Source organism: Streptomyces sp. BL1 (assembly GCF_057628045.1).
Genome location: NZ_JBXYWZ010000002.1, coordinates 1,340,599 through 1,362,058, shown reverse-complemented (window position 1 = coordinate 1,362,058; position 21,460 = coordinate 1,340,599). Strand labels below are relative to the sequence as shown.

Here is a 21,460-nt window from a genome sequence, read left to right as displayed (position 1 = left end):
GCGCCGGGGGCGCGGCTATCCGGCCGAGTCCCCGGCGTCCGCGGGGATGCTGGCGGGCAGACCGCACCACGCGAACAGGTCGTCCCCGAAGAACGCGGCGACGTGCCGCACCCGGTCCCCGTCCAGCGTGAGCACCTGGAGGTGGAACGGGCGGTAGTCGCCGCCCTCATGGCGGCTGTACAGCGCGAAGGCGGGCTGGCCGTTGGCGGACGTCGGCAGCATCAGACCCTCGCCGGGACCGATCGGGCACTGCGTGCTGATGAGCCGGCCTATGGACTCCCTGCCGCTGAACCACTCGGGGAACGGCGGCATCTCCCACACCGCGTCCTCGCGCAGCAGTTTGACCACGGCGGCGATGTCGGAGGCCTCGAAGGCCGCCGCGTACCGGTCGAGCAGACGGCGCTGCTCGGGGTCGGTGGGCTCGGTCATCTCCTCCTCGACCGGCGCCGTCTTCTCCAGCTGCGCACGGGCCCGCTGCAGCGCGCTGTTGACGCTCGCGGTCGTCGTGTCCAGCAGCTCGGCCACCTCCGCGGCCTTCCACTTCAGCACGTCGCGCAGCAGCAGCACCGCGCGCTGACGCGCCGGAAGATGCTGCAGCGCCGCCATCAGCGCCAGCCGCGTGCTCGACCGGGAGACCGTCACGGCGGCCGGATCCGCGTCGTGCGGCGTCCCGCCCACCAGGGCGTCCGGAAGCGGCTCCAGCCACGGCACTTCGGGCGCCTCGACGACAGTGCGGTCCGGATCGCCGGGCGAGCCCAGGCCGGACGGCAGCGGGCGCCGGCCCCGGCTCTCGATGGCCGTCAGACAGGCGTTGGTCGCGATCCGGTACAGCCACGTACGCAGCGAGGAACGGCCCTCGAAACGGTCGGCCGCACGCCACGCGCGCAGATAGGTGTCCTGCACCAGGTCCTCGGCGTCGTGCACCGAGCCGAGCATGCGGTAGCAGTGCGCCAGCAGCTCGCGGCGGTACGGATACGCGAGACCGAGCAGGTCGTCGCCCGCCGCGCCGGGATCCGGCGCGTCGGAGTCCGTGACGGGCCTCTCCGCCGCCGTGCCTGGGGTGCTGTCAGCCATGGTCTCCGCCCTTCGCCGGGTCGTACCGCTGCACAGGCATGGTTCTAACAGCTTCCACTGACAATCAGGGCGATGACGTACGAATGTCGGTGACCCGCAGCGCTTTCCGACACCTGCGGATGCCGTACCGCTTCCGCCTCATCCCTCGTCACGCCTGCGCCTCCTCCGGGACCTGCGGCGCGCCTTGCTGAAGAACCAGCCGGCCGGCGGCTCGTCGGCACGCCACGGCTGCGGCTCCGGCGGGCTGTCGCGCCAGCGCTCGCGCAGCATCCGTGTGCGGGCCGCGGGCTCCGACACCTCGGCCCCGCGGACGAATTCCTCGTCCAGCTCGGTCTCGTCCCAGGTGTTCTCCGCGTCGTCACCGCCTTCGGCTCGCCCGTCCCTGTCCTGCGGTCCGTCGTGCATGAGCAGCCTCCGTGCCGGTGTGTCCGTGCTTCCGCGCATCCGGGCGGCTCTGCGCCGGTGCGCCGGTCAAGACCCGGTAAAAGGAGAACGTCGCGGCGGGGACAGGTGTTCCGGCGGAGCCGCATCGCGGACATTTGCGCACGGTCGGGATCCGGCGCCGTTCAAGTGTTGTGGATCACATTGACCGTGTGCCGGGAACCGGGTTCTAGTGGCGCATTGATGTGACGAACCCATGGCCCGCATCCCACAAGGAGACGACGGACATGGGTCGGTACGGGGTCCTCACCCCGGAAATCAAAGGAACGGTTCCATGGTTCAGCAAGCGCCGGGCCCGGCACACACAGCGGATCCCCCTCCCACGGAGGGCTCCTCCGGAGACACGCTCAAAGCGGGGCTGAAGAACCGGCATCTGTCGATGATCGCGATCGGCGGTGTCATCGGCGCCGGCCTCTTCGTGGGCTCCGGGGCGGGCATCGCCAAGGCGGGCCCCGGCATCCTCCTGTCGTACGCGCTCGCCGGCACGCTCGTCGTGCTGGTCATGCGGATGCTCGGCGAAATGGCGGCGGCAGACCCGGCCTCCGGGTCCTTCTCCACCTACGCGGACCGCTCGCTGGGCCGCTGGGCGGGCTTCACCATCGGCTGGCTCTACTGGTTCTTCTGGGCCGTCGTGCTCGCCGTCGAGGCGACGGCCGCGGCCGCCATCCTCGAATCGTGGGTCCCCGGGGTACCGCAGTGGGCCTGGTCGCTCCTCGTGATGGTGGTGCTGACCGCGACCAACCTGGCCTCGGTGGGCTCCTACGGGGAGTTCGAGTTCTGGTTCGCGGGCATCAAGGTCGTCGCGATCGTCGCGTTCATCGTGATCGCCGGACTCGCCGTCTTCGGCGTACTGCCCGGCACGGAAGCGGCCGGGACCACGAACCTCACGGGACACGGCGGATTCCTGCCGCACGGCCCCGGCGCGATCCTCTCCGGCATGCTGCTCGTCGTCTTCTCGTTCATGGGCAGCGAGATCGTGACGCTCGCCGCGGGCGAGTCGGCCGAGCCGTCGAAGATGGTGCGCCGTGCGACCAACAGCGTCATCTGGCGCATCGGCACGTTCTACCTGGGATCCATCCTCGTCGTCGTGACGCTGCTGCCGTGGAACTCCAAGGAACTGCTGACAGACGGCCCGTACGTCGCCGCGCTGAACCAGATCGGCATCCCGCACGCCGGCACCATCATGGACGTCATCGTGGTGACCGCCGTGCTGTCCTGCCTCAACTCCGGTCTGTACACGGCCTCCCGCATGGCCTTCTCGCTGGGGCAGCGCGGTGACGCGCCGAAGTCCTTCGGCCAGGTGAACCGGCGAGGCGTCCCTGCGGCCGCGATCTGGTCGTCGGTCGCCGTGGGCTTCGTCGCCGTCATCTTCAACTACACCGCCAAGGACACCGTGTTCGAGTTCCTGCTCAACTCGTCCGGTGCCGTCGCGCTGTTCGTGTGGCTGGTCATCTGCTTCTCGCAGCTGCGGATGCGCAAGGTCATCGAGCGTGACATGCCGGAGCGGCACACGGTGCGCATGTGGCTCTACCCGTATCTGACGTACGCGACGATCGGGCTCATCCTCTTCGTCGTGGGCTACATGTTCTACGACCCCGAGGGCCGCAAGCAGATGGTGCTGTCCGTCGCGGTCGGCGCACTGGTGCTGCTGCTCGGGATCTACCGCCAGCGGCGCGCGGTCGCGAACAGGCCGGCCGGCGCGGACACCGCCGTCTCCGCGTCCGGAGAGGGCGCGGGCAAGAGCTGAACTGCCGCTCCCTGCCGTACTGGCAGGGCCGCAATGGAGGGGCCCTGCCGGGAGGGGCCGTGCGCACCGGAGAGATCCGGCCCGCACGGCCCCTCCTTTCGTTCAGGAGGCCGCCGGGTCCGCCCCCGTGCGGCGTCCCACGGTGAGTATCAGCAGTCCTGCCAGCACCAGCGCGATGCCCGTCCAGGCCCAGCCGCCGAGCCGTTCACCGACGACCACGACACCCAGCGCCGCGGCGACCACCGGCTCGAACAGCGAGAGGGTGGTGGCCGAACTGGGGGAGACCCGCGCCAGTCCCGCACCGAAGGCCACGTACGCCAGGAACATCGGTACGACGGCCAGATAGCCGACGACGGCGATCCCGTGCGCCCCGCTCAGCAGCGGGCCGCCGGTCAGCGCGAACACCGGCAGCAGCGCCAGCGCGCCCAGGCCGAACAGCGCACCCATCGACGCGCGGGACGAGTGGCCCGCGCGGATGACCGCCGACCCGGAGCAGGTGTACACCGCGTACGAGGCACCGGCGAGCAGCCCCAGGGCCACGCCGCCCGCGATGTTGCTGCCCGCCGCGTCGCCCCCGTGCCCGGTGAGCACCAGCGCCGTGCAGCCGACGCCGGCGGACACGGTCGCGGCCATCCAGCGCACGGTGAGCCGGGTGCCGTCCAGGAGGCGCTCCAGCAGCGCCGCGAAGACGGGCGACGAGCCGATGGTGACCACCGTGCCGGTGGCGACCCCCGCCCAGGCCATCGACGTGTAGAAGGCCAACGGGTAGACGGTGACGGCCAGTCCGCCCAGCAGCGCGTGCAGAACTGTCGTGCGTCCACCGCGCAGCACGCCCCACACGGAGCGGCCGGCCAGCAGCAGCGTGAGCAGACCGCCCAGCCCCATCGTGGCCGCCCCGATGGACAGTGACGACGCACCGTCCGGAGCGAAACTGGCGGCCGTGCCGGTGGTGCCCCACAGGGTGGCAGCGATGAGGATGAGCAGCGGTCCGGCGGCAGCGCGCGCGGGCCGCGCCGGGGCCACGCGCGCGGGCGCGGCGGAAGAGGGAGAAGACATACGGGATGCGTCCTGATCCGTTGAAGTCCGTTAAGGGCGAAGACGGATGGGGCGCAACAGAAAACGGCAGCACAGGCGCGCGGTCCTCAGGGACCGCCGATGCCTCGGGCTGCCGGACCGGTACGGGCGGGAGCCGCCCGGAAGTGCGCCCTCAGAGGGACGCGGGAGGCGGGGTGACCGTGTGCCAGTACGTGGTGTCCATGACGGGCAGCGTACAGCGTGCGGTACGTCAGCGGAGAGTGCGGGTGCAGGGCAGCTCCGCCCACACGGCGTGGCCCTTGTCGCCCTCTTCGTCCTCCCCCTCGGGGCGGATCCCCCACTCGTCGGCCAGCACGCTGACCAGCAGCAGGCCGCGGCCGCCCTCCCCCTCGGTGTCGGTCTCCGCGCCGGGCTCCGCCGCGGCCGTGTCCGGGGCCGAGGCGCCGGCACCGCCCCCCTGGTCGGTGACCTCCAGCCGCAACCGCACCCCTATCACCCACAGTTCGCAGCTGACACGCTCGCTGGCAGTGTGCCGCACGGCGTTCGTGAACAGCTCCGACACCAGCAACTGGGCGTCCTCGCGGGACTCCTGGTCGACATGCCACTCGCGCAGCCGGTCCGTCACCAGCCTGCGCGCGGTCGCGACGGACGTGTTGAGGGCGGGCAGATGGAACGCGTCGCGCAGCGGGAGGGCGAGCGGAGCCGCGCCCCGGCGTTCGAAGTCGAGGGCGTCGAGGACAGTGTCGCGGAGGGCGTCATGGGGGGAAGCCACCGGACCACTATGCGGCTGCTCACAGGGTGCTGGCAAGGATCATTCTGTAATTTGCAGAATCGTGGATACCAGGCTGTCGCTGTACGGGCCGTCGTGCCAAACTGCGGAACCATGACGTCAGTTGGAGGCGAGCGGTAGTGGCGGACTCGCGGACGGGCGGCGGCGCCCCCACCGTGCTGCGGGTGGTGCTCGGCAAGCGGCTGCAGCACCTGCGCGAGAAGGCCGGACTGTCGTACGAGCAGGCCGCACGGGCCCTGGACGTCACACACGCCACGGTGCGCAGGATGGAGAAGGCCGAAGTCGGCCTCAAAGTCCCGTACGTCGAGAAGCTGTTGGGCACGTACGGAGTCAGCGGCCCGGACGACATAGAGGAGTTCGTCGCGCTGGCCCGGCAGGCCAACCGGCCCGGATGGTGGCACCGTTACCGCGACGTACTGCCCGAATGGTTCAGTGCTTTCGTCAGTCTGGAGAGCGAGTCCGACCTCATCCGCGCGTACGAGCCGCACTACGTGCCGGGTCTGCTGCAGACCGAGGCGTACGCGCGGGCAGTCCTGCGCGCCGGCATGCCGCACGTCCCGGAGGAGGAAGTGCGGCGCCAGGTGGCCCTCCGGATGGAGCGTCAGGCCGTACTGCGCCGCGAGAATCCCCCCATGCTCTGGACTGTGCTCGACGAGACGGTGCTGCGCCGCCCCATAGGCGGCCCCGCCGTCATGCGCGAACAGATCGACCACCTCATCGAGGCCACCGCACAGCCCCAAGTCCGGTTGCAGATCCTGCCGTTCAGCGCGGGGCCGCACTCCGCGATGTACGGCCCCTTCCATCTCTTCCGGTTCCCCATCGAAGAACTTCCCGACGTCGCCTGCGCGGAGAGTCTGGTCGGCGCCGTCTACTTCGACGAACGTGCGGACGTCACCGCGTTCCTCGAAGCGCTCGACCGGATGTGCGCTCAGGCCGCGCCAGTCGCCCGGACCGGGGCGATTCTCAGTGCGATGCGCAAGGAGCTGTGAATCATGGTTCACATCTACAACGGCATGCCCGCCGAACAGCTCGCCAGGGAGGGCTGGCGCAAGCCCTGGAGCGGCGGCAACGGGGGAAGCTGCGTGGAGGCGCTGAAGCTCGCCGACGGCCGGGTGGCGCTGCGCCAGTCCACCGACCCGGCGGGCCCGGCGCTGATCTACTCCCCGCAGGAGATGGAGGAGTTCATCCGGGGTGCGAAGGCGGGCGAGGCCGACTTCCTGCTGGCGTGATGAACCGCCCGGCGTGATGAACCGCATTGCACACGCACCAGAGTGACGGAGGGACCCGTGCCGGAACCGGGCAGCAGCCCCGAGCACATCGACACCAGCAAGCCGCACCCCGCGCGGATGTACGACTACTACCTCGGCGGGAGGGACAACTACACCGTCGACAGAGAGGCGGCCGACCGCGTCCTCGGCCTCGCGCCGTACATCCGGCTGACCGCGCACAGCAACCGCGGCTTCCTGCGCCGCGCGGTGTCCACGGTCGTCGGCCGGGGCATCCGGCAGATCATCGACATCGGGACCGGCATCCCCACCTCGCCCAACACCCATGAGGTGGCCCGGGAGACCGACCCCGACGTGCGGGTCGCGTACGTCGACAACGACCCCATCGTGGCGGCCTACGCGGGGGCCAAGCTCACCAACTCCGGCAACGCCGACTTCGTACAGGCCGACCTGCGCGACCCCGACGCCATCATGGAGCACCCGGTGCTCCGGAAGCTCATCGACTTCGACCAGCCGGTCGCGCTGCTGCTCGTCGCCGTCCTGCACTTCGTCCAGGACGAGGAGGACCCGGCGGCACTCGTCGCCGCCCTCACCGAGCGGCTGCCGGAGGGCAGTTGCCTCATCCTCACGCACATCACCGGCGACTTCGACGGCGGTGCGGCCCTGCGGCAGGCGGCGTCGGTCTACGACAACGCGACGGCGAACCTGCGGCTGCGCAGCAAGGAACAGGTGCTGCCGCTCTTCAAGGGCTTCGAGCTGGTCGACCCTGGGCTGGTGCAGATCCCCCTGTGGCGTCCCGACGGCCCGCTGCCCGACGCGGCCGAACTGCAGCAGCACGTCGGGTACGCGGGTGTCGGCGTGAAGGGCGGCTTCCCGCCCGGCTTTTGAGGGCTTGAGGAGATACAGCCCGACGGGGCGACAGGGTCACCCGCACACCGCGGGTCGCGGGGGCGGGGGATCGGGGGTGGGCGGCCGGTCCGCCGACGCTGCCGTCAGGCGTCGTCAGCGGACCGTCCGCCCGTCGCACACGGGCGGGCCGGTCAGTTCCCGCTGCCGCCCGTTCCGGTCCGGAACACGAAGGAGAACTCGGCGGGGCCGACCTCCAGCCGGTCCTTCGGCAGTACGGGCGGACCGCAGGACTGCGATCCGATTCCGTGCTGGCCGTGGTCCAGGTTGACCCACACCGTGTCACCGGGCGCGAGGTCCGTGGTGTGCGCGGCGGCGTCCAGCTGCTCACTCGTCCAGCGGCGTGCCGTGAACCAGAAGGGCGCTCCGTCGGCCTCGACGCGCAGCAGCCCGCCGTCCGGTGTGCCGGACAGGGCGTCCCCGTCGCGCAGTTCGGCCCAGCGGACGTCGGAGCGGGCGCCGTTCTCCTGCGGGAAGACGTACGGGGTCTGCATGTCGTCGACCGTGCTGTGCCACAGCCCCGTCATGGAGGCGGCGCGGGTGTCCGGGTAGGCCTCCCCGGGGCCGCCGCCGTACCAGGCCGCGTGTCCGAAGCTCGCGGGCAGGCCCAGCCGTACCCCGAGGCGCGGCAGCGGGAACGTCCAGTCGCCCTCCGGCTCGACGGTGACCGCCAGCCGCAGCAGACTGCCGTCGCCGGTCCACCGGTAGACCGTGCGCAGACCGATGTCCCCGGCGGCGGGCGCCACCCGGGTACGGACGACCAGCGCGTCGCCGTCGGCTTCCACCGCCTGCGTACGGTGCCGCATCCGGTGCATTCCGCGCTTGCGCCAGATCTGCCCGTACCGGGTGTCCGGCTGCCACCAGGCGCCGTTGTCGTTGTCCGTGGGGGCGCGCCAGACGTCCAGCCGCGGTCCGTCGAGCGGGATGCCGCCCAGCCGTACGAGACGGCCGGTCGCACGGTCGAACTCGGCGGACCCGAGGCGTACGGGTCCGTCCTGTCCGGCGGCCGGCAGTTCGGGAGTCAACAGGCGGGTGGGTACGCCTCGTTGGGCGCTGTCCTGCACAGTCTGTGCGGCGGTCTGGCCCCAGGCGACAGTGTGCCCCTGTCCGGCCCACGCCGCGTCCTGGGCGAGCACCGCACGGACCGTCCACACGGCCTCGCCCGCTCGGTCCGTATGGGGCGTCGGCGGCAGTTTGACGGACGCCGACTCACCGGGCGCCAGCGGCGGCACACTCAACGGCCCCTCGTCCTGCGTCTCCCCGTCCACCGCGAACGTCCAGCGGAACGTCAGCGCGGACAGGTCGGCGAAGTCGTGGAGATTGGTGACGGTGACCGTGTCCGCACCCGGATCGCCCTCGATGCGGACCGGTTCGACGACCTTCTTGAACTCGGTCAGCCCCGGAGAGGGAGTGCGGTCGGGGAAGAGCAGTCCGTCGCAGACGAAGTTGCTGTCGTGCAGTTCCTCGCCGAAGTCCCCGCCGTACGCGAAGAACTCCCGCCCGTCCGCGGTGTGCTGCCGCAGCCCGTGGTCGATCCACTCCCAGACGAACCCGCCCTGGCACCGTTCGTACGTCTCGAACAGCCGCTGGTAGTCGCTCAGTCCGCCCGGACCGTTGCCCATGGCGTGCGCGTACTCGCACAGCAGGAACGGCAGACCGCGGCGGCGCGCGTCGAGCGCCGGGTCCTTCGTGGACGCCTCCTCGTACCGGCCGATCTGTGCGACCTCGTCGTGCGGGGCGTACATGCGGGAGTAGAAGTCGCTGTCCGGGCAGTCGCGGTCGTTCTCGTAGTGCAGCGGCCGGGACGGGTCGCGCTCCCTGATCCACTCGGCCATGGCGGACAGCCCGCTGCCCTTGCCGCATTCGTTGCCGAGGGACCACACGATGACCGACGGATGGTTCTTGTCCCGTTCGACCATCCGCTCGGCACGGTCCAGCAGCGCCGGCGTCCACCGCTCGTCGTCGACCGGATTGCCGCGCCACTTCACCTGGGTGAAGCCGTGCGTCTCCAGATCGCACTCGTCGATGACCCACAGACCGAGCTCGTCGCACAGGTCGAGGAAGGCCGGGTGCGGCGGATAGTGGCTGGTGCGCACGGCGTTGATGTTGTGCTGCTTCATCAGCTCCAGGTCGCGCCGCATGGTGGCCGTGTCCACCGTGCGGCCTGTGTCCGGATGGAACTCGTGCCGGTTCACACCGCGGAACAGGATCCGCCGGCCGTTCACCTTCAGCAGCCCGTCCTCGATGCCCACCCGGCGGAAGCCCACCCGGAACGGCACCGTCTCCCCGCCGGTGGTCAGCGTCGCCTCGTACAGCCGCGGCTGTTCCGCCGTCCACGGCTCGACGGGGATCCGTACGGGCTCACTGGTGGCGGCGTCGACACCCAGTTCCGGCACGCGGATCCGGCCTGCCGGCTCGGACTCCACCGCCAGCATGCCCTCGCCGGTCAGATGGTCGTAGTCGGCGTGCACGGTGAAGTCGGTGACCGAACCGGCGGGCCGGTGCAGCAGGGTGACATCCCGGAAGATGCCCGCCAGCCACCACATGTCCTGGTCCTCGAGGTAACTGCCCGCCGACCACTGGTGCACGCGTACGGCGAGGACGTTGCCGTGCTGCCGCAGCAGCCGGCCGACGGCGAACTCGTGCGCCTGCCGGGAGCCCTGGAAGTCGCCCAGCTCCTGTCCGTTGAGCCAGACCCGCGCACAGGACTCCACCCCGTCGAAGCGCAGTACGGTCTCGGCGCCGTCGCCCTGTCCGCTGTCCGGCCAGCCGTCCGGCAGGTCGAAGACGTGGAGGTGGTCTCCCGTCGGGTTCTCGTCGGGCACGTGCGGAGGGTCGATGGGGAAGGGGTAGTTGACGTTGGTGTAGGCGGGCGCGCCGTGCCCCTGCAGGGCCCAGTGGCCGGGCACCCTGAGCTCGTCCCAGCCGGAGGCGTCGAAGCCGTCGGCGGCGAACTCCGTTCCGCGCGCCCGCGCCGTGGGCGAGAGGCGGAAGCGCCAGCGTCCGTTGAGGCTCAGCCGTGCGCTGTCGGAGCCGGGCCACCAGGCGCGCGGCGGAAGGGCGCCGCGTCCGGGGGACACGTCCTCGTAGTACGTCGTGCTCATCGCTCTCCTTGTGGAATGCGCTGGTGGTCGGAACGCCGCGCCGGCACGGACAGCAGGCCCTCCAGGGCGAGGGCCGCCGTGCCGAGGCAGACGGGACTGGCGGTGAGCGGGCAGAGCGCGAACTCCGTCCCGCGGAACGGGTGGGTGAGGGCGCGGCGGGCGACGACGGCGCGGACCTCGTCCAGCAGCGGCTGTCCGAGTGCCGCCGCCACCCAGCCGCCGAGCACGGCCACTTCGGGGTTGAGTAGATTGACCAGGCCGGCCAGTGCGGAGCCGAGACTGCGGCCGGTCCGCCGGACGGTTTCGCACGCCGCGGGATTGCCGTGGGTGAGTCCGTGCACGAGGGCTTCGATGGTGGCGGTCTGGTCGGCGCGGTACAGCATGGGGCTGCCGGGCGACAGTTCGGCCAGCGTCTGCATGATGCCGGGGGCTCCGGCGTACGTCTCCACACAGCCCGCGTTGCCGCAGCGGCACGGCCTGCCGTCCGGCACGAGCGGAGTGTGCCCCCACTCGCCCGCCGCGTTGTCCTTGCCCCGGTGCACCTCGCCGCCGATGACGAGACCCGCGCCGACGCCCGTACCGACGTTCACGACGACCGCGTCCTCGCGTCCGCGCACCGCACCGAACCACAGTTCTGCCAGCGCGCTCGCGTGCAGCGGGCTGTCGAGGAACAGGGGCATCGGCAGCCGGGGGCGCAGGAGTTCCAGCAGCGGTACGTCGTGCCAGCCCCAGTTGGCCGCGTACACGGAGATGCCGCCGGCGCGGTCCACGACACCGGGCATGCTGATCCCGGTGCCCAGCACCCGGTCCTCCGAAAGGCCCGCCTTGGCCACCGCCGTACGGACGGCCCCGGCCACCCGCTCGGCGACACGGGAGGGTTCGCGTTCGTCGCGGTGCAGCCGTTCCCCCGTGCGGGCGAGGACGGTGCAGGCCAAGTCGTAGACCTCGGCGTGCACATAGGTCTCGGCGATGTCCACGCCGACGAGCACACCGCGTCGGGTGTCGGGCGTCAGCAGGGCGCGCGGCCGCCCGCCGGCCGACTCCTCGTACCCCGACTCGGCCAGCAGCCCGAGCGACAGCAGCTCGCCGGTCAGCGTGGAGACCGTGGCCAGACTGAGGCCCGTCCCGGACGCCAACCGCGGCCGCGCCACCGGGGATTCGGCGATCACGTGCCGGAGGACCCGGTGACGGTTGGCGGTCCTTATGTCCCGCGAGGTACGCGTCACGCCGTCACGCTAAGCGCCGTTCCGGGGCGGGACAACCCTCTCGCGCAACCCTTTCAACAACCCCTGACGAAAGGGAGCGTGTAGGGATCACAGCGCTGCGGAACGAACATTCCGGCTCGCGTTTCGCACACCGCGCGGCACGCGGGTGAACGGTGCCCTTCGTCCGGAAGGACACCGGTACCCGTCGCCGCACCACTCGTTCATGCCGGTGGCAGGCAACGTAACTCTTGGCATGGACACTTCTCGGATGGGCGGCGCGCTGCTACACGACAAGTGACAGAAGTTTCCTCCATGTCACCCCATGAGAGGTCCCATGAAGCTGCGCAGATGGACGGCCGTGGCAACCGCCCTGGCCGCGACCGCAGGACTGTCCGCTCTCACCGGTTCCCCCGCCGCGGCGCAGGACGCCGCTCCGGCCTATGTGGCGCTCGGCGACTCCTACTCCTCCGGCACCGGCGCCGGCAGCTACGACCCCGCCAGCGGCGGCTGCAAGCGGAGCACCAAGGCGTACCCACAGCTGTGGCGCGCCGCCAACTCCCCCTCCTCCTTCGCCTTCACCGCCTGTTCCGGAGCCCGTACCGGCGATGTGCTGGCCGGACAGCTGGGGCCGCTCAACAGCTCCACGGGGCTGGTCAGCATCAGCATCGGCGGCAACGACGCGGGCTTCGGCGACACCATGACCGTCTGCGTCACCCAGGGCGAGAGCCGGTGCCTGGCACGGGTGGCACAGGCCCGCGAGTACATCAACAACACACTGCCCGGCAAGCTCGACGCCGTGTACGACGCCATCGGCCAGAAGGCCCCCGCGGCCAAGGTGGCCGTGCTCGGCTACCCGCGCATGTACCAGCTGCAGGGCCAGTGCAAGGCCGGCATCAGCGAGAAGTCGCGCGCCGCCATCAACGCCGCCGCCGACGATCTGAACGGGGTCACGGCCAAGCGTGCCGCCGACCACGGCTTCGGATTCGGCGACGTACGCGGCACGTTCAGCGGGCACGAGATCTGCTCGGGCGCGCCGTGGCTGCACAGCGTCACCTATCCCGTCGACGAGTCGTACCACCCGACGGCCGCGGGACAGTCGGGCGGCTACTACCCCGTCATGGAACAGGCCGGCTGAGGGAACCGGCCGACCGTCAGCTCTCCTCGTCGGCGCCACCGTCGGCGAGGAGGGCCGACAGGGCCGCCGCCGGGTCCCGTTCGGGCCCGCCGGCCGGCCACCACGCCCCGCGCTCCTTGCGGTACGGCCACCAGCGCCCGTCGGGCCCGTAGCGCAGCTGAACGGAACGGCCCACCGCCGTCCAGCGGTTGCGGGACGCGCGCAGCCGGGGGCGCGTGTCGTCGTCCGCCCAGGCCGCGGCCAGCTGGTCACGCGCGCGGGCCAGCGCTTCCGGCTCCGGCTCCCATTCGTCCTCCAGGACGGCCAGCGCACCGGGCCCGCCGAACTCCCATGCGCGCACGGCGTGCTGGAGCTGAGCGGGCATACGGCCGCAGGCCGCGGCGAGCCTGGCGCACACCGCGGCACCGGGCCGCGCCGCACCGAGCCGCACGGCGTCCTGCCACGTGGTGAGCGGCGGCGCCGGCACACTGCCGGAGTGCTCGGGGGAGAGGGCCTCGGACAGCATGCGGTGTGCCCGTACGGCGGCGTCCGCCGCGAGGAACTCCAGCGCCGCCACGTCCAGTCCGGACGCCGGCGGGGTGCCGCCGTCCAGCGCCGGCGCGCAGCCGGGCTGCGCGACAGCCGGCGGGGGGCCGGGCAGCGGCGGCAGCAGCGCGCCGAGCCGGAACGCCTCGTCCGCGGGAACTCCCCGCTCCCCGGCGGAGGCTGACGTGTCGTCACTCCCGTCAGCGTCCTCCGGACCCGCGGCCCGTGCGCTGCGCAGCTGGATCTCGTCCAGCAGCTGCCGCTCCCCGCGGCCGCGCATCAGCAGCAGGACGAACGGGTCCTGATCCAGCAGACGTGCCACCTGATAGCTGAGCGCCGCGGTGTGCACACAGTGGTCCCAGGCCTCGCAGGTGCACTCGGCGTCCAGATCGCCGATGCCCGGCAGCAGTTCGACACCCGTACCCGCCGCGTCCTCCGCGAGGTGCGGCGGCATGTCCCGGTCCAGCAGTGCGGCGATATAGCCGGCTTCCGAGACGACCACGTCCAGCAGCCGGTCCCACTCGTCGCCGTCCAGCTCGCGCAGCAGTACGTCGGCGCGGTACGCGGTGCCGTCCCTGCCGTGCACGACGGCGGTGACCCGTCCGGGACGTACGGAGACGGCGCCCACCGCGCCCGTGCGCGCGAACGCGCGGCCCTTGCGCAGCTGTTGACCGTCCAGCGCCGTGTCCTCGAGGGCCTGCAGCCATGTGCGGCCCCACCAGGTCTGTGCGAAGCCCCGCCCCGCCGCGGGCGGCAGGGCCGCGAACGTGCGCTCCATGCCGGGGTTGCCGTCGGCCGCTCCCGCTGTTCCGGTCATCGCCCGTTCCTCCGCAGCTCGACGAGGTCCGCCAGTTCGGCGTCGGTCAGTTCGGTCAGCGCCGCCTCGCCGGAGCCGAGCACGGCGTCCGCCAGGGCCTGTTTGCGCTCGAGCATCCGCGCGATCCGGTCCTCGATCGTGCCCTCGGCGACGAGCCGGTGCACCTGGACGGCGCGGTGCTGTCCGATGCGGTACGCACGGTCGGTGGCCTGCGCCTCGACGGCCGGGTTCCACCAGCGGTCGAAGTGCACCACGTGTCCCGCGCGCGTGAGGTTGAGGCCGGTGCCCGCGGCCTTCAACGAGAGCAGGAAGACGGGGACTTCACCGTCCTGGAAGCGCTGCACCAGGTGCTCGCGCCTGGCGACGGGCGTGCCGCCGTGCAGGAACTGCGTGGGTACGCCACGGTCGGCGAGATGCCGTTCCAGCAGCCGGGCCATCTGCGTGTACTGCGTGAAGACCAGCACGCCCGCGTCCTCGGCCAGCAGGGTGTCGAGCAGTTCGTCCAGCAGCTCCAGTTTTCCCGAACGCCCGCGCAGACGCGGGCTGTCCTCCTTGAGGTACTGCGCAGGATGGTTGCAGATCTGCTTCAGGGACGTGAGCAGCTTGACGACGAGACCGCGGCGCGCGAAACCGTCGACGCCGGACAGCTCCGCGAGACCCTCCCGCACCACCGCCTCGTACAGGCCGGTCTGTTCGGGGGTGAGCGCGACCGCGTGGTCGGTCTCCGTCTTCGGCGGCAGCTCCGGCGCGATGCCCGGGTCGGTCTTGTGCCGGCGCAGCAGGAAGGGGCGCACCAGCCGGGCCAGCCGTTCGGCCGCCGCCGGGTCCTCGCCGCCCTCCACCACCTCGGCGTAGTGCTTGCGGAAGGCGGACAGCCGGCCCAGCAGCCCCGGCGTGGTCCAGTCGAGAATGGACCACAGTTCGGACAGATTGTTCTCGACCGGTGTGCCGGTCAGTGCGACACGCGCACGTGCGGGAACTGTGCGCAGCGCCTTGGCGGTCGCCGAGAACGGGTTCTTGGCGTGCTGCGCCTCGTCCGCGACCACCAGGCCCCAGGGCTCCGGCAGTCCGGCGAGCCGTTCGGTATCGAGCCGCATCGTGCCGTACGTCGTCAGCACGAACTCGCCGTCGGCCAGGCCCTCCAGGCTGCGGGACGTGCCGTGGAACCTGCGTACCGGTGTGCCCGGCGCGAACCGCTCGATCTCCCGCTGCCAGTTGCCCATGAGCGAGGCGGGGCACACGACCAGCGTGGGTCCGGCGGCGCCGGGCAGCTGCTGCCGGTGGAGATGCAGGGCGATGAGCGTGATGGTCTTGCCCAGGCCCATGTCGTCGGCGAGGCAGCCGCCGAGGCCCAGCGACGTCATCCTGTGCAGCCAGTCCAGACCGCGCAGTTGGTAGTCGCGCAGCGTCGCGGTGAGTGCCCCGGGCTGCGGAACGGGCTCGGTGCCCGGCCGTTCCGGATCGGCGAGCTGTTCGCGCAGGGTCTCCAGCCAGCCGGTGGCCTGTACGTCGACCTGTTCTCCGTCGGCCTCGACGGTGCCGGTGAGGACGGTGCTCAGCGCGTCGAGCGGAGAGACCTTGGTGTCCTGCCGGTTGCGCGCTCTGCGGACGGCCTCCGGATCGACGAGCACCCACTGGTCGCGCAGCCGTACGACAGGACGCCCGGCCTCCGCGAGCCGGTCGAGCTCCGCGCGGGTGAGCTCCTCGCCGCCGAGTGTGTGCCGCCAGCTGAAGCTCAGCAGCGCGTCGGCCGACATCAGCGAGGGTGCCTCCGACCCTGCCCGGCCGGGTCCCGCGCTCTCGTCCTCGCCGTCCGTGCCGGGGCTCACGACGGCGCGGGCCGTGAGGCTGCGTGCCAGCTCCTTCGGCCAGTGCACCTGGATGCCCGCCGACTCCAGGGCCCGGCCCACGGGAGCGCTCAGCAGTTCGCCGATCTCCTCGTCGGCCAGCTCGACGGAGTCCGGAACGGCCGCCGACAGCAGCGGAGCGAGCGGCTCCCAGGCGGCCGCGGCCCGGCGCAGCGTCAGCAGGGTGTCCGTACGGGCGCGCGGCCCGAATCCGCCGGCCCGCCGGCTGCCCGACCAGACCTCCGCCGCGTCGGCGACCAGCAGCGGATCGGTGAGGCTGTGCAACTGGAGCACCGCGCGGAAGCGCAGTACGGCCGGCGCCTCGCCCGCGGACCCGGCCGTACTGCCCGTGGAGAGCCCGGGCAGCTCGACGCGCAGCGACAGCCGGACGCCCGCGTCGTGGCCGGCCGCCACATCGGCGGCCCAGTCGCGCTGTTCGGGAATGTGCTGCGGCTCCTGCGCGGCGAAGGCGGGACCTCCGGTGGCGAAGGCCGCCGCCGGGGTACGGGGCAGGCCGTCGGCCACGGCGTCCAGGAACGCCCGCAGCTGCCGCTCCGGCTCCGGCAGCCGCAGCTCACCGTCCGGCAGGGGCACGGCGTGCGCGTGCGGTGGCATGGCGGCGGCCAGCTCGTGCAGCCGCGCGATGTCGTTCTCGTCCAGCGGGCCCAGCCGCCAGGCGTCGTGTTCGGCGGGGCTGAGCCCGGGCAGCAGCCGCCCCCGCGCCGCCAGTTGGAGCGCCAGGACGGCGGCGGCGCCCCAGAAGGCGGCCCCGCTGTCGGGTACGGCGCTCCGCGCGCGGGTGAGCACCGGCAGCGCGTCCCGCACGGGCAGCGTCAGCGCCGGCACGGTGTGCGGTGCGACGTCGCCGTCTTCGTCGGGCAGTACGACGGTGAGCTCTTCGGTCTCCTCCTCCGCCGTGCCGGAGACGGGCGGACTGCCGTCGGGATGCCAGAAGGCGACGCGTGAGGAGCGCGGAGGGTCCGCGGTCAGCAGAACTGCCGCACAGTGCGCCAGTTCGGACATGCGGGCGGGCGATACGACGGTCTGTGCCACGGGGCCGACACGTTCCTCAAATTTGACTAGTGGAGACAGAGGCGGCCGAGGGTACATCAGTCGCCACGCGAGCCGGAAGCGAGCCCGGCCGGTGTGGAACGCCTGACGCGGTATGGGCGTTCAATGGAGACAGCGGCAGCAGCCGCTGCTCCGGAGGAGGACCGAAGATGACCAACCGAGGAAAGCTCGCAGTGGGCGGCGTGGCCGTGGGGCTGCTCCTGTGGTGGCTGACGTCGTTCTGGATCGCCGTCGTGGTGATCGTCGGCGTGCCGGCCGTCGCCTATCTGGCACTCGACCCGTCGCAGCGGCGCCGGCTCCGCCGGTCGTCCCGCAAGGAGCTCGGCGGCTGACGCCCGGGATGTCCCGAAGGGCAGGCCGTCCCGGCGCCGGGCAGCGGTGACGCGGGACGGTCCTGGTGTTCAGGCGTGCGGTGCGCGGCCGGGCGGCGGTGCGGCGTTCAGACCGCCGGCCGGAGGGCGATGCTGTCCAGCTTCGTGAGCAGTTCCGGCAGCTCGGGGCCGCGGCCGACCGGCAGTACGTCACCGGGCTCGTCGTCCAGCAGCAGGAAGGCGATGTCGTCGGTGCGCGCGACCATGCTCCAGCCCGGGCCGTCCGCGCGGAGGATGCGTGCCTCGCCGGAGGCGAACGCCGAGCGGATCCGGCCGGGCGGCGGCGGCTCCGCCACGTAGGCGTGCACCTGGTCGAGCACTCGGCGTACGGACGGGCTGGGCTGCTCGCCGGGCTCCACGAACTCGACGCCCTCGTCGACCTGTTCGCGCCACACGGCCCACTGTGCGGCTATCTCGTCGGCGCCCAGTCTGCGCTGCGCCGGTCCCCAGTTCTCCGTGTCCGGCGGGGTCAGCGGCTGCCGCCCGCCGTCCAGTTCGGCATCCGGGTCGGGGTCGTGCGGTGCGGGCACGCCGGGTGTCGCCACGGCGAGCGCGAGCGGCCAGCCGGGCATGGCGTCGGCGATCGTCCGGTCGTCGGGGGAGAGGTCGTACTCCATCCCGCAGTCCCACGCCGCGATCGCGCAGGCGACGAGCGTCACGTCCTCGGTGGCCACGGTCCAGCGGGCGCCGGTCCCGTCCTGGCCGAGCACCAGCCCGTAGCCCTCTTCGTACGGTTGCAGCCCGAGCGCCGCGCACGCCTGCGGGTAGTCGTCGCCCAGTACGCTGGGGAACTGAGCCGGAGTCAGCAGAACCGCCGTCAGCACATACAGTGCGTCGTCTTCTTCGGCCGCCACCGCGCTGCCCCTTTCGATCAGTGTCGGGGAACGATAACCCTAGAGGTGGCTTGCCGACAGGGGTGGGGCCCGGTGCCGAGGGGACAGAAGGGGCGACGCGTGTGCAGCGTTACAACCGGCTCAAGAGGATCCTGCAACTGGACCCGGAGCAGGACTTCCTGGAGATCTACCGGCTGATGTCGCAGTACGAGTTCCCGTGGGACATGACCCGCGCCCTTGAACTCGCCCTGTACCGCACGTACGCCGTGCCCTCCATCGGCCGGCTGCTCGCCCGTACCGCTGAACTGACGGACCGTTCGCAGAAGCGGTACGACGACACCGCGCTGCTGCTGGACGCCGTACTGGAGCACGGTTTCGACTCGGACGACGGCCGTACGGCAGTCCGCAGGATCAACCAGATGCACCGCAGTTACGACATCTCTCCCGACGACATGCGGTACGTCCTCTGTACCTTCGTCGTCACCCCGAAACGCTGGCTGGACGCCTACGGCTGGCGTGCACTGACAGAGCACGAACTGCGGGCCTCCGCCGCGTACTACCGCGCGCTCGGGCGCCGGATGGGCATCCCGGAACTCCCGGAGACCTACGAGGACTTCGAACAGTGCCTCGACCGCTACGAGGACGCCCACTTCGGCTGGGACGAGGGCGCCCGCCGTGTCTCGGACGCGACGCTCGACCTGATGGCCTCCTGGTATCCGCGCTTCCTCGCGCCCGCCGTGCGCACGGCGAGCAAGGCGCTGCTGGACGACTCACTGCTGCGGGCCTTCCGCTACGCGCCGCCCCCGCCGGGAGTGCGCACGGCCGTGCGTGGCGCACTGCGTCTGCGGGCGCGCACGGTGCGGCTCATGCCGCCGCGGCGGACACCGCACTACGCCCGCCAGAACCCGGAGATCCGCAGCTACCCCGGCTATCCGGACGGCTACCGGGTGGCCGACCTGGGCACGTTCCCCGGCAGCGGCACACCCGGCATACCGTCCTGCCCCGTTCCGCACGGCACACGGCGCGCATAGCAGTCTGTGGTCCCTCAGGCGACGCGTTCGGCGAGGACCAGATAGCGGTCGTCCTCGTCGGCGTACGAGAGCATCCGCCAGCCCGCCGCGGCCAGCAGGGGACGGAGGTTGGGCTCGGCGCGCACGTCGTCCGGTGTCAGCGTGCGGCCCTTGCGTGCGGCGAGGGCCGCACGGCCGACAGGGTGGAACAGTGCGAGCGTGCCGGACGGCCGTACGGCACGGGCCAGTTCGCGCAGTCCTGCCTCCTGGCCGGACAGATGGGAGATCAGGCCGGCGGCGAACACCGCGTCCAGACAGCCGTTCCGCAGCGGCAGCCGGGAGACGTCGGCCAGCAGCAGCCGGCCGAGCTCGTCCCGTCCCGCCTCCACGGCGGCGGTCAGCATGGCCGGCGTGAGGTCCGCGCCCAGCACCGTGCCGGAGGGGCCCACCGCGTCCCGCAGCGGCGGCAGCGCCCTGCCCGTACCGCAGCCGGCGTCGAGCACCGTGTCGCCCTCGCCCAGGCCGAGCGCGGCGACGGCGGCGGCGTACGCGGGGCCGTCGTCGGGGAACTTGGCGTCCCAGGTGTGTGCCCGCGCGGAGAAGAAGTCGCGTACGGCGGCCGGGTCGTCCGTCGAGTCGTGTGGCATCCGGCCATCATCGCGCACGGGGTGCGGGGCACCGTCGCGCACCGCGGCGGCGGGCAGTGACGCGCGGAGTGCGGCAGTCCGGTAAGCGGATGCCTCCGCACCGGTGTCCGGGCGACGGCAACGCCATTACTGTCGTCGGTGCGGCGGTCCCCCAACTCCACCCGAGGAGGCACCCCGTGACCGACGCGCCCCAACCGCTCCAGGAGCTCGGCTGGCTGCTCGACGACCTCGTGGCCCGTGTCGCGGCCGTGCGGCACGCAGTGGTCCTGTCCGACGACGGACTGGTCGCCGGCGTCTCCCGGGGGTTCTCCCGCGAGGAAGCCGAGCACCTGTCCGCCATCGCGTTCAGCATGCACACCCTCGCCGAGGGGACAGGCCGCCGCTTTCACACCGGCGGCGTGCACCACACGGTGACCGCCATGGACGACGGCTGTCTGTTCGTCGCCTCCGGCGCCGGGACGGTGCTCGCGGTGCTCACCGCCGCGCAGGCCGAAACCGAGCTCATCGCCTACGAGATGAACAGACTCGCCAGACGTGCGGCCGGCAGGATCGGCGCCCACGCGGGCTCCGGCAACTGAACGACCGCGGGCCGTACCCGTGTACGGCCTGCACACGGGTACGGCGACGGTCGCCGTCCTGTCAGCCGGCGAGGTCGGCCAGGGCGACGACCTTTTCGATGCGCAGCCTGACCAGCAGCTCGCCCGGGACGGCGTTGCGCTTCCCGAACTGTTCCGCCTGGTCCTCGCCCATGTAGCGCGCGGCGATCCGGGCCGCCCAGGGGCGCATGGCCTCCAGGTCGTCACTCAGCTGTGCGCGCCCCTCCAGTACGGCGAAGGCGAACGGCGGACGGTCGTCGTCGACGCAGAGCGAAGCCCGGCCGTCGCGGGCGAGGTTCCGCCCTTTGACCGTGTCCTCTCCGGTGTTGAAGACGATCTCGTCACCGTCGAGCAGGAACCACACGGGCGCGATGTGCGGCCTGCCGTCGGCCCGTACGGTCGACAGCTTGCCGGTACGGGTGCCTGAGGTGACGAAGGTCCGCCATTCGTCATCGGTCATCTTGTGTGCCATGAGGTCATGGTGCGTCAGATACAGCCAGAAAGTCCTGTATTGACGTGTGTAAACCGGGTGACGGTTGCTCAGCGCACTGTCGTGGGTAAGGCTGGCCACGCAGGTGCCGAGGAGAAGGGGGACATGGGGGATGGCGCTCAACACGGGACTGGACTGGCTGCTGGACGACCTGACCAAACGGGTCGACGCCGTACGGCATGCGCTGGTGCTGTCCAACGACGGTCTGGTGACGGGCAGCAGTCAGGAGCTGGAGCGTGACGACGCCGAGCATCTGGCGGCCGTCTCGTCCGGTCTGCACAGCCTCGCCAGAGGCTCCGGGCAGCACTTCGAGGCGGGCCGGGTCCGGCAGACGATGATCGAGTACGAGGAGGGGGTGCTCTTCGTGACGGCGGCGGGCGACGGCAGCTGTCTGTGCGTACTCGCCGGCGCGGAAGCGGATGTGGGCCAGGTCGCCTACGAGATGACGCTGTTGGTCAACAGGGTGGGCGAACACCTGGGGTTGACCGTGCGCAACGGGAACTGACCGCGCGGAAGTTCCCGCAGTCCTCGATTTCACCCGCATTTCACCCGCAAGAGTGTGCCCTGACCTGGCAAGAACTGAGTTATCC

The 21,460-nt window shown here is 71.6% G+C and carries 20 protein-coding genes; 9 read left to right on the top strand and 11 right to left on the bottom strand.

Going from position 1 to position 21,460, the window contains the following annotated elements:
- Positions 1-15 precede the first annotated feature (15 nt).
- Positions 16-1,074, bottom strand: coding sequence for a sigma-70 family RNA polymerase sigma factor (locus AC3AGO_RS06160; RefSeq protein ID WP_487819099.1), 1,059 nt, complete (start codon positions 1,072-1,074; stop codon positions 16-18).
- 138 nt (positions 1,075-1,212) lie between these two features.
- Entirely contained in the window at positions 1,213-1,479 is a 267-nt protein-coding gene (locus AC3AGO_RS06155) for an SGM_3592 family protein (protein ID WP_487819098.1), read from the bottom strand.
- Between the two features lie 310 nt (positions 1,480-1,789).
- Between AC3AGO_RS06155 and AC3AGO_RS06150 the strand changes: the two genes are divergently transcribed.
- Positions 1,790-3,262, top strand: a complete 1,473-nt coding sequence (locus AC3AGO_RS06150) for an amino acid permease (RefSeq protein WP_487819097.1) — start codon at positions 1,790-1,792, stop codon at positions 3,260-3,262.
- A 102-nt stretch (positions 3,263-3,364) separates the two neighbouring features.
- Here the strand turns inward: AC3AGO_RS06150 and AC3AGO_RS06145 are convergent, their stop codons facing one another.
- Both AC3AGO_RS06145 and AC3AGO_RS06140 read right to left on the bottom strand, forming a co-directional pair.
- On the bottom strand, positions 3,365-4,318 hold the full coding sequence (locus AC3AGO_RS06145) for a DMT family transporter (protein WP_487819096.1): 954 nt from the start codon (positions 4,316-4,318) through the stop codon (positions 3,365-3,367).
- Positions 4,319-4,547: 229 nt separating this feature from the next.
- Positions 4,548-5,069, bottom strand: coding sequence for an ATP-binding protein (locus AC3AGO_RS06140; RefSeq protein ID WP_487819095.1), 522 nt, complete (start codon positions 5,067-5,069; stop codon positions 4,548-4,550).
- 137 nt (positions 5,070-5,206) lie between these two features.
- On the opposite strand from AC3AGO_RS06140, the gene AC3AGO_RS06135 reads away from it, so the two are divergent.
- From AC3AGO_RS06135 to AC3AGO_RS06125, 3 genes are read left to right on the top strand one after another with little or no spacing between them, the layout of a single operon-like run.
- The gene (locus AC3AGO_RS06135) at positions 5,207-6,076 is read left to right on the top strand and encodes a helix-turn-helix domain-containing protein (protein WP_487819094.1); all 870 of its coding nucleotides are present in this window, start codon (positions 5,207-5,209) and stop codon (positions 6,074-6,076) included.
- A 3-nt stretch (positions 6,077-6,079) separates the two neighbouring features.
- Positions 6,080-6,316 carry a DUF397 domain-containing protein gene (locus AC3AGO_RS06130; RefSeq protein ID WP_487819093.1) on the top strand — a complete coding sequence of 79 codons (237 nt, stop codon included), beginning with the start codon at positions 6,080-6,082 and terminating at the stop codon, positions 6,314-6,316.
- A 57-nt stretch (positions 6,317-6,373) separates the two neighbouring features.
- A complete protein-coding gene (locus tag AC3AGO_RS06125) occupies positions 6,374-7,201 on the top strand; it encodes an SAM-dependent methyltransferase (protein ID WP_487819092.1) in 828 nt (275 codons plus the stop codon).
- A gap of 152 nt (positions 7,202-7,353) precedes the next feature.
- Here AC3AGO_RS06125 and AC3AGO_RS06120 read toward each other — a convergent pair whose 3' ends face one another.
- Positions 7,354-10,323 carry a glycoside hydrolase family 2 TIM barrel-domain containing protein gene (locus AC3AGO_RS06120; protein ID WP_487819091.1) on the bottom strand — a complete coding sequence of 990 codons (2,970 nt, stop codon included), beginning with the start codon at positions 10,321-10,323 and terminating at the stop codon, positions 7,354-7,356.
- Positions 10,320-11,549, bottom strand: a complete 1,230-nt coding sequence (locus AC3AGO_RS06115) for an ROK family protein (protein ID WP_487819090.1) — start codon at positions 11,547-11,549, stop codon at positions 10,320-10,322. Before AC3AGO_RS06115 ends, AC3AGO_RS06120 begins: the two co-directional genes overlap by 4 nt.
- Positions 11,550-11,862: 313 nt before the next feature.
- On the opposite strand from AC3AGO_RS06115, the gene AC3AGO_RS06110 reads away from it, so the two are divergent.
- Positions 11,863-12,663: an SGNH/GDSL hydrolase family protein gene (locus AC3AGO_RS06110; RefSeq protein ID WP_487819089.1), complete on the top strand. Its 801-nt coding sequence runs from the start codon at positions 11,863-11,865 to the stop codon at positions 12,661-12,663.
- Between the two features lie 16 nt (positions 12,664-12,679).
- Here the strand turns inward: AC3AGO_RS06110 and AC3AGO_RS06105 are convergent, their stop codons facing one another.
- Positions 12,680-14,005 carry an SWIM zinc finger family protein gene (locus AC3AGO_RS06105; RefSeq protein WP_487819088.1) on the bottom strand — a complete coding sequence of 442 codons (1,326 nt, stop codon included), beginning with the start codon at positions 14,003-14,005 and terminating at the stop codon, positions 12,680-12,682.
- On the bottom strand, positions 14,002-16,875 hold the full coding sequence (locus AC3AGO_RS06100) for a DEAD/DEAH box helicase (RefSeq protein WP_487824551.1): 2,874 nt from the start codon (positions 16,873-16,875) through the stop codon (positions 14,002-14,004). The genes AC3AGO_RS06105 and AC3AGO_RS06100 overlap by 4 nt, the downstream gene beginning before the upstream one ends.
- Before the next feature lie 197 nt (positions 16,876-17,072).
- On the opposite strand from AC3AGO_RS06100, the gene AC3AGO_RS06095 reads away from it, so the two are divergent.
- Positions 17,073-17,255: a hypothetical protein gene (locus AC3AGO_RS06095; RefSeq protein WP_487819087.1), complete on the top strand. Its 183-nt coding sequence runs from the start codon at positions 17,073-17,075 to the stop codon at positions 17,253-17,255.
- A 107-nt stretch (positions 17,256-17,362) separates the two neighbouring features.
- On the opposite strand, the gene AC3AGO_RS06090 is transcribed toward AC3AGO_RS06095, so the two are convergent.
- Entirely contained in the window at positions 17,363-18,148 is a 786-nt protein-coding gene (locus AC3AGO_RS06090) for a hypothetical protein (RefSeq protein ID WP_487819086.1), read from the bottom strand.
- Positions 18,149-18,249: 101 nt separating this feature from the next.
- On the opposite strand from AC3AGO_RS06090, the gene AC3AGO_RS06085 reads away from it, so the two are divergent.
- Positions 18,250-19,158 (top strand): oxygenase MpaB family protein, encoded by a 909-nt coding sequence (locus tag AC3AGO_RS06085; protein ID WP_487819085.1) that lies wholly within the window; start codon positions 18,250-18,252, stop codon positions 19,156-19,158.
- A gap of 14 nt (positions 19,159-19,172) precedes the next feature.
- On the opposite strand, the gene AC3AGO_RS06080 is transcribed toward AC3AGO_RS06085, so the two are convergent.
- Positions 19,173-19,784, bottom strand: coding sequence for a class I SAM-dependent methyltransferase (locus tag AC3AGO_RS06080; protein WP_487819084.1), 612 nt, complete (start codon positions 19,782-19,784; stop codon positions 19,173-19,175).
- A gap of 176 nt (positions 19,785-19,960) precedes the next feature.
- Between AC3AGO_RS06080 and AC3AGO_RS06075 the strand changes: the two genes are divergently transcribed.
- Positions 19,961-20,362 carry a roadblock/LC7 domain-containing protein gene (locus AC3AGO_RS06075; RefSeq protein WP_487819083.1) on the top strand — a complete coding sequence of 134 codons (402 nt, stop codon included), beginning with the start codon at positions 19,961-19,963 and terminating at the stop codon, positions 20,360-20,362.
- Between the two features lie 61 nt (positions 20,363-20,423).
- Here the strand turns inward: AC3AGO_RS06075 and AC3AGO_RS06070 are convergent, their stop codons facing one another.
- Positions 20,424-20,852, bottom strand: a complete 429-nt coding sequence (locus AC3AGO_RS06070; protein WP_487819082.1) for a PPOX class F420-dependent oxidoreductase — start codon at positions 20,850-20,852, stop codon at positions 20,424-20,426.
- A gap of 130 nt (positions 20,853-20,982) precedes the next feature.
- Here AC3AGO_RS06070 and AC3AGO_RS06065 point away from each other — a divergent pair, with 130 nt between their 5' ends.
- Positions 20,983-21,375, top strand: coding sequence for a roadblock/LC7 domain-containing protein (locus AC3AGO_RS06065; RefSeq protein WP_487819081.1), 393 nt, complete (start codon positions 20,983-20,985; stop codon positions 21,373-21,375).
- Positions 21,376-21,460 lie beyond the last annotated feature (85 nt).

What these genes read in the sequence shown, in the direction of transcription:
- AC3AGO_RS06160 (WP_487819099.1), bottom strand. Translation starts at nt 1,074, where the DNA reads ATGGCTGACAGCACCCCAGGCACGGCGGCGGAGAGGCCCGTCACGGAC.
- AC3AGO_RS06155 (WP_487819098.1), bottom strand. Translation starts at nt 1,479, where the DNA reads ATGCACGACGGACCGCAGGACAGGGACGGGCGAGCCGAAGGCGGTGAC.
- AC3AGO_RS06150 (WP_487819097.1), top strand. Translation starts at nt 1,790, where the DNA reads ATGGTTCAGCAAGCGCCGGGCCCGGCACACACAGCGGATCCCCCTCCC.
- AC3AGO_RS06145 (WP_487819096.1), bottom strand. Translation starts at nt 4,318, where the DNA reads ATGTCTTCTCCCTCTTCCGCCGCGCCCGCGCGCGTGGCCCCGGCGCGG.
- AC3AGO_RS06130 (WP_487819093.1), top strand. Translation starts at nt 6,080, where the DNA reads ATGGTTCACATCTACAACGGCATGCCCGCCGAACAGCTCGCCAGGGAG.
- AC3AGO_RS06120 (WP_487819091.1), bottom strand. Translation starts at nt 10,323, where the DNA reads ATGAGCACGACGTACTACGAGGACGTGTCCCCCGGACGCGGCGCCCTT.
- AC3AGO_RS06110 (WP_487819089.1), top strand. Translation starts at nt 11,863, where the DNA reads ATGAAGCTGCGCAGATGGACGGCCGTGGCAACCGCCCTGGCCGCGACC.
- AC3AGO_RS06105 (WP_487819088.1), bottom strand. Translation starts at nt 14,005, where the DNA reads ATGACCGGAACAGCGGGAGCGGCCGACGGCAACCCCGGCATGGAGCGC.
- AC3AGO_RS06100 (WP_487824551.1), bottom strand. Translation starts at nt 16,875, where the DNA reads ATGTCCGAACTGGCGCACTGTGCGGCAGTTCTGCTGACCGCGGACCCT.
- AC3AGO_RS06095 (WP_487819087.1), top strand. Translation starts at nt 17,073, where the DNA reads ATGACCAACCGAGGAAAGCTCGCAGTGGGCGGCGTGGCCGTGGGGCTG.
- AC3AGO_RS06080 (WP_487819084.1), bottom strand. Translation starts at nt 19,784, where the DNA reads ATGCCACACGACTCGACGGACGACCCGGCCGCCGTACGCGACTTCTTC.
- AC3AGO_RS06070 (WP_487819082.1), bottom strand. Translation starts at nt 20,852, where the DNA reads ATGGCACACAAGATGACCGATGACGAATGGCGGACCTTCGTCACCTCA.
- AC3AGO_RS06065 (WP_487819081.1), top strand. Translation starts at nt 20,983, where the DNA reads ATGGCGCTCAACACGGGACTGGACTGGCTGCTGGACGACCTGACCAAA.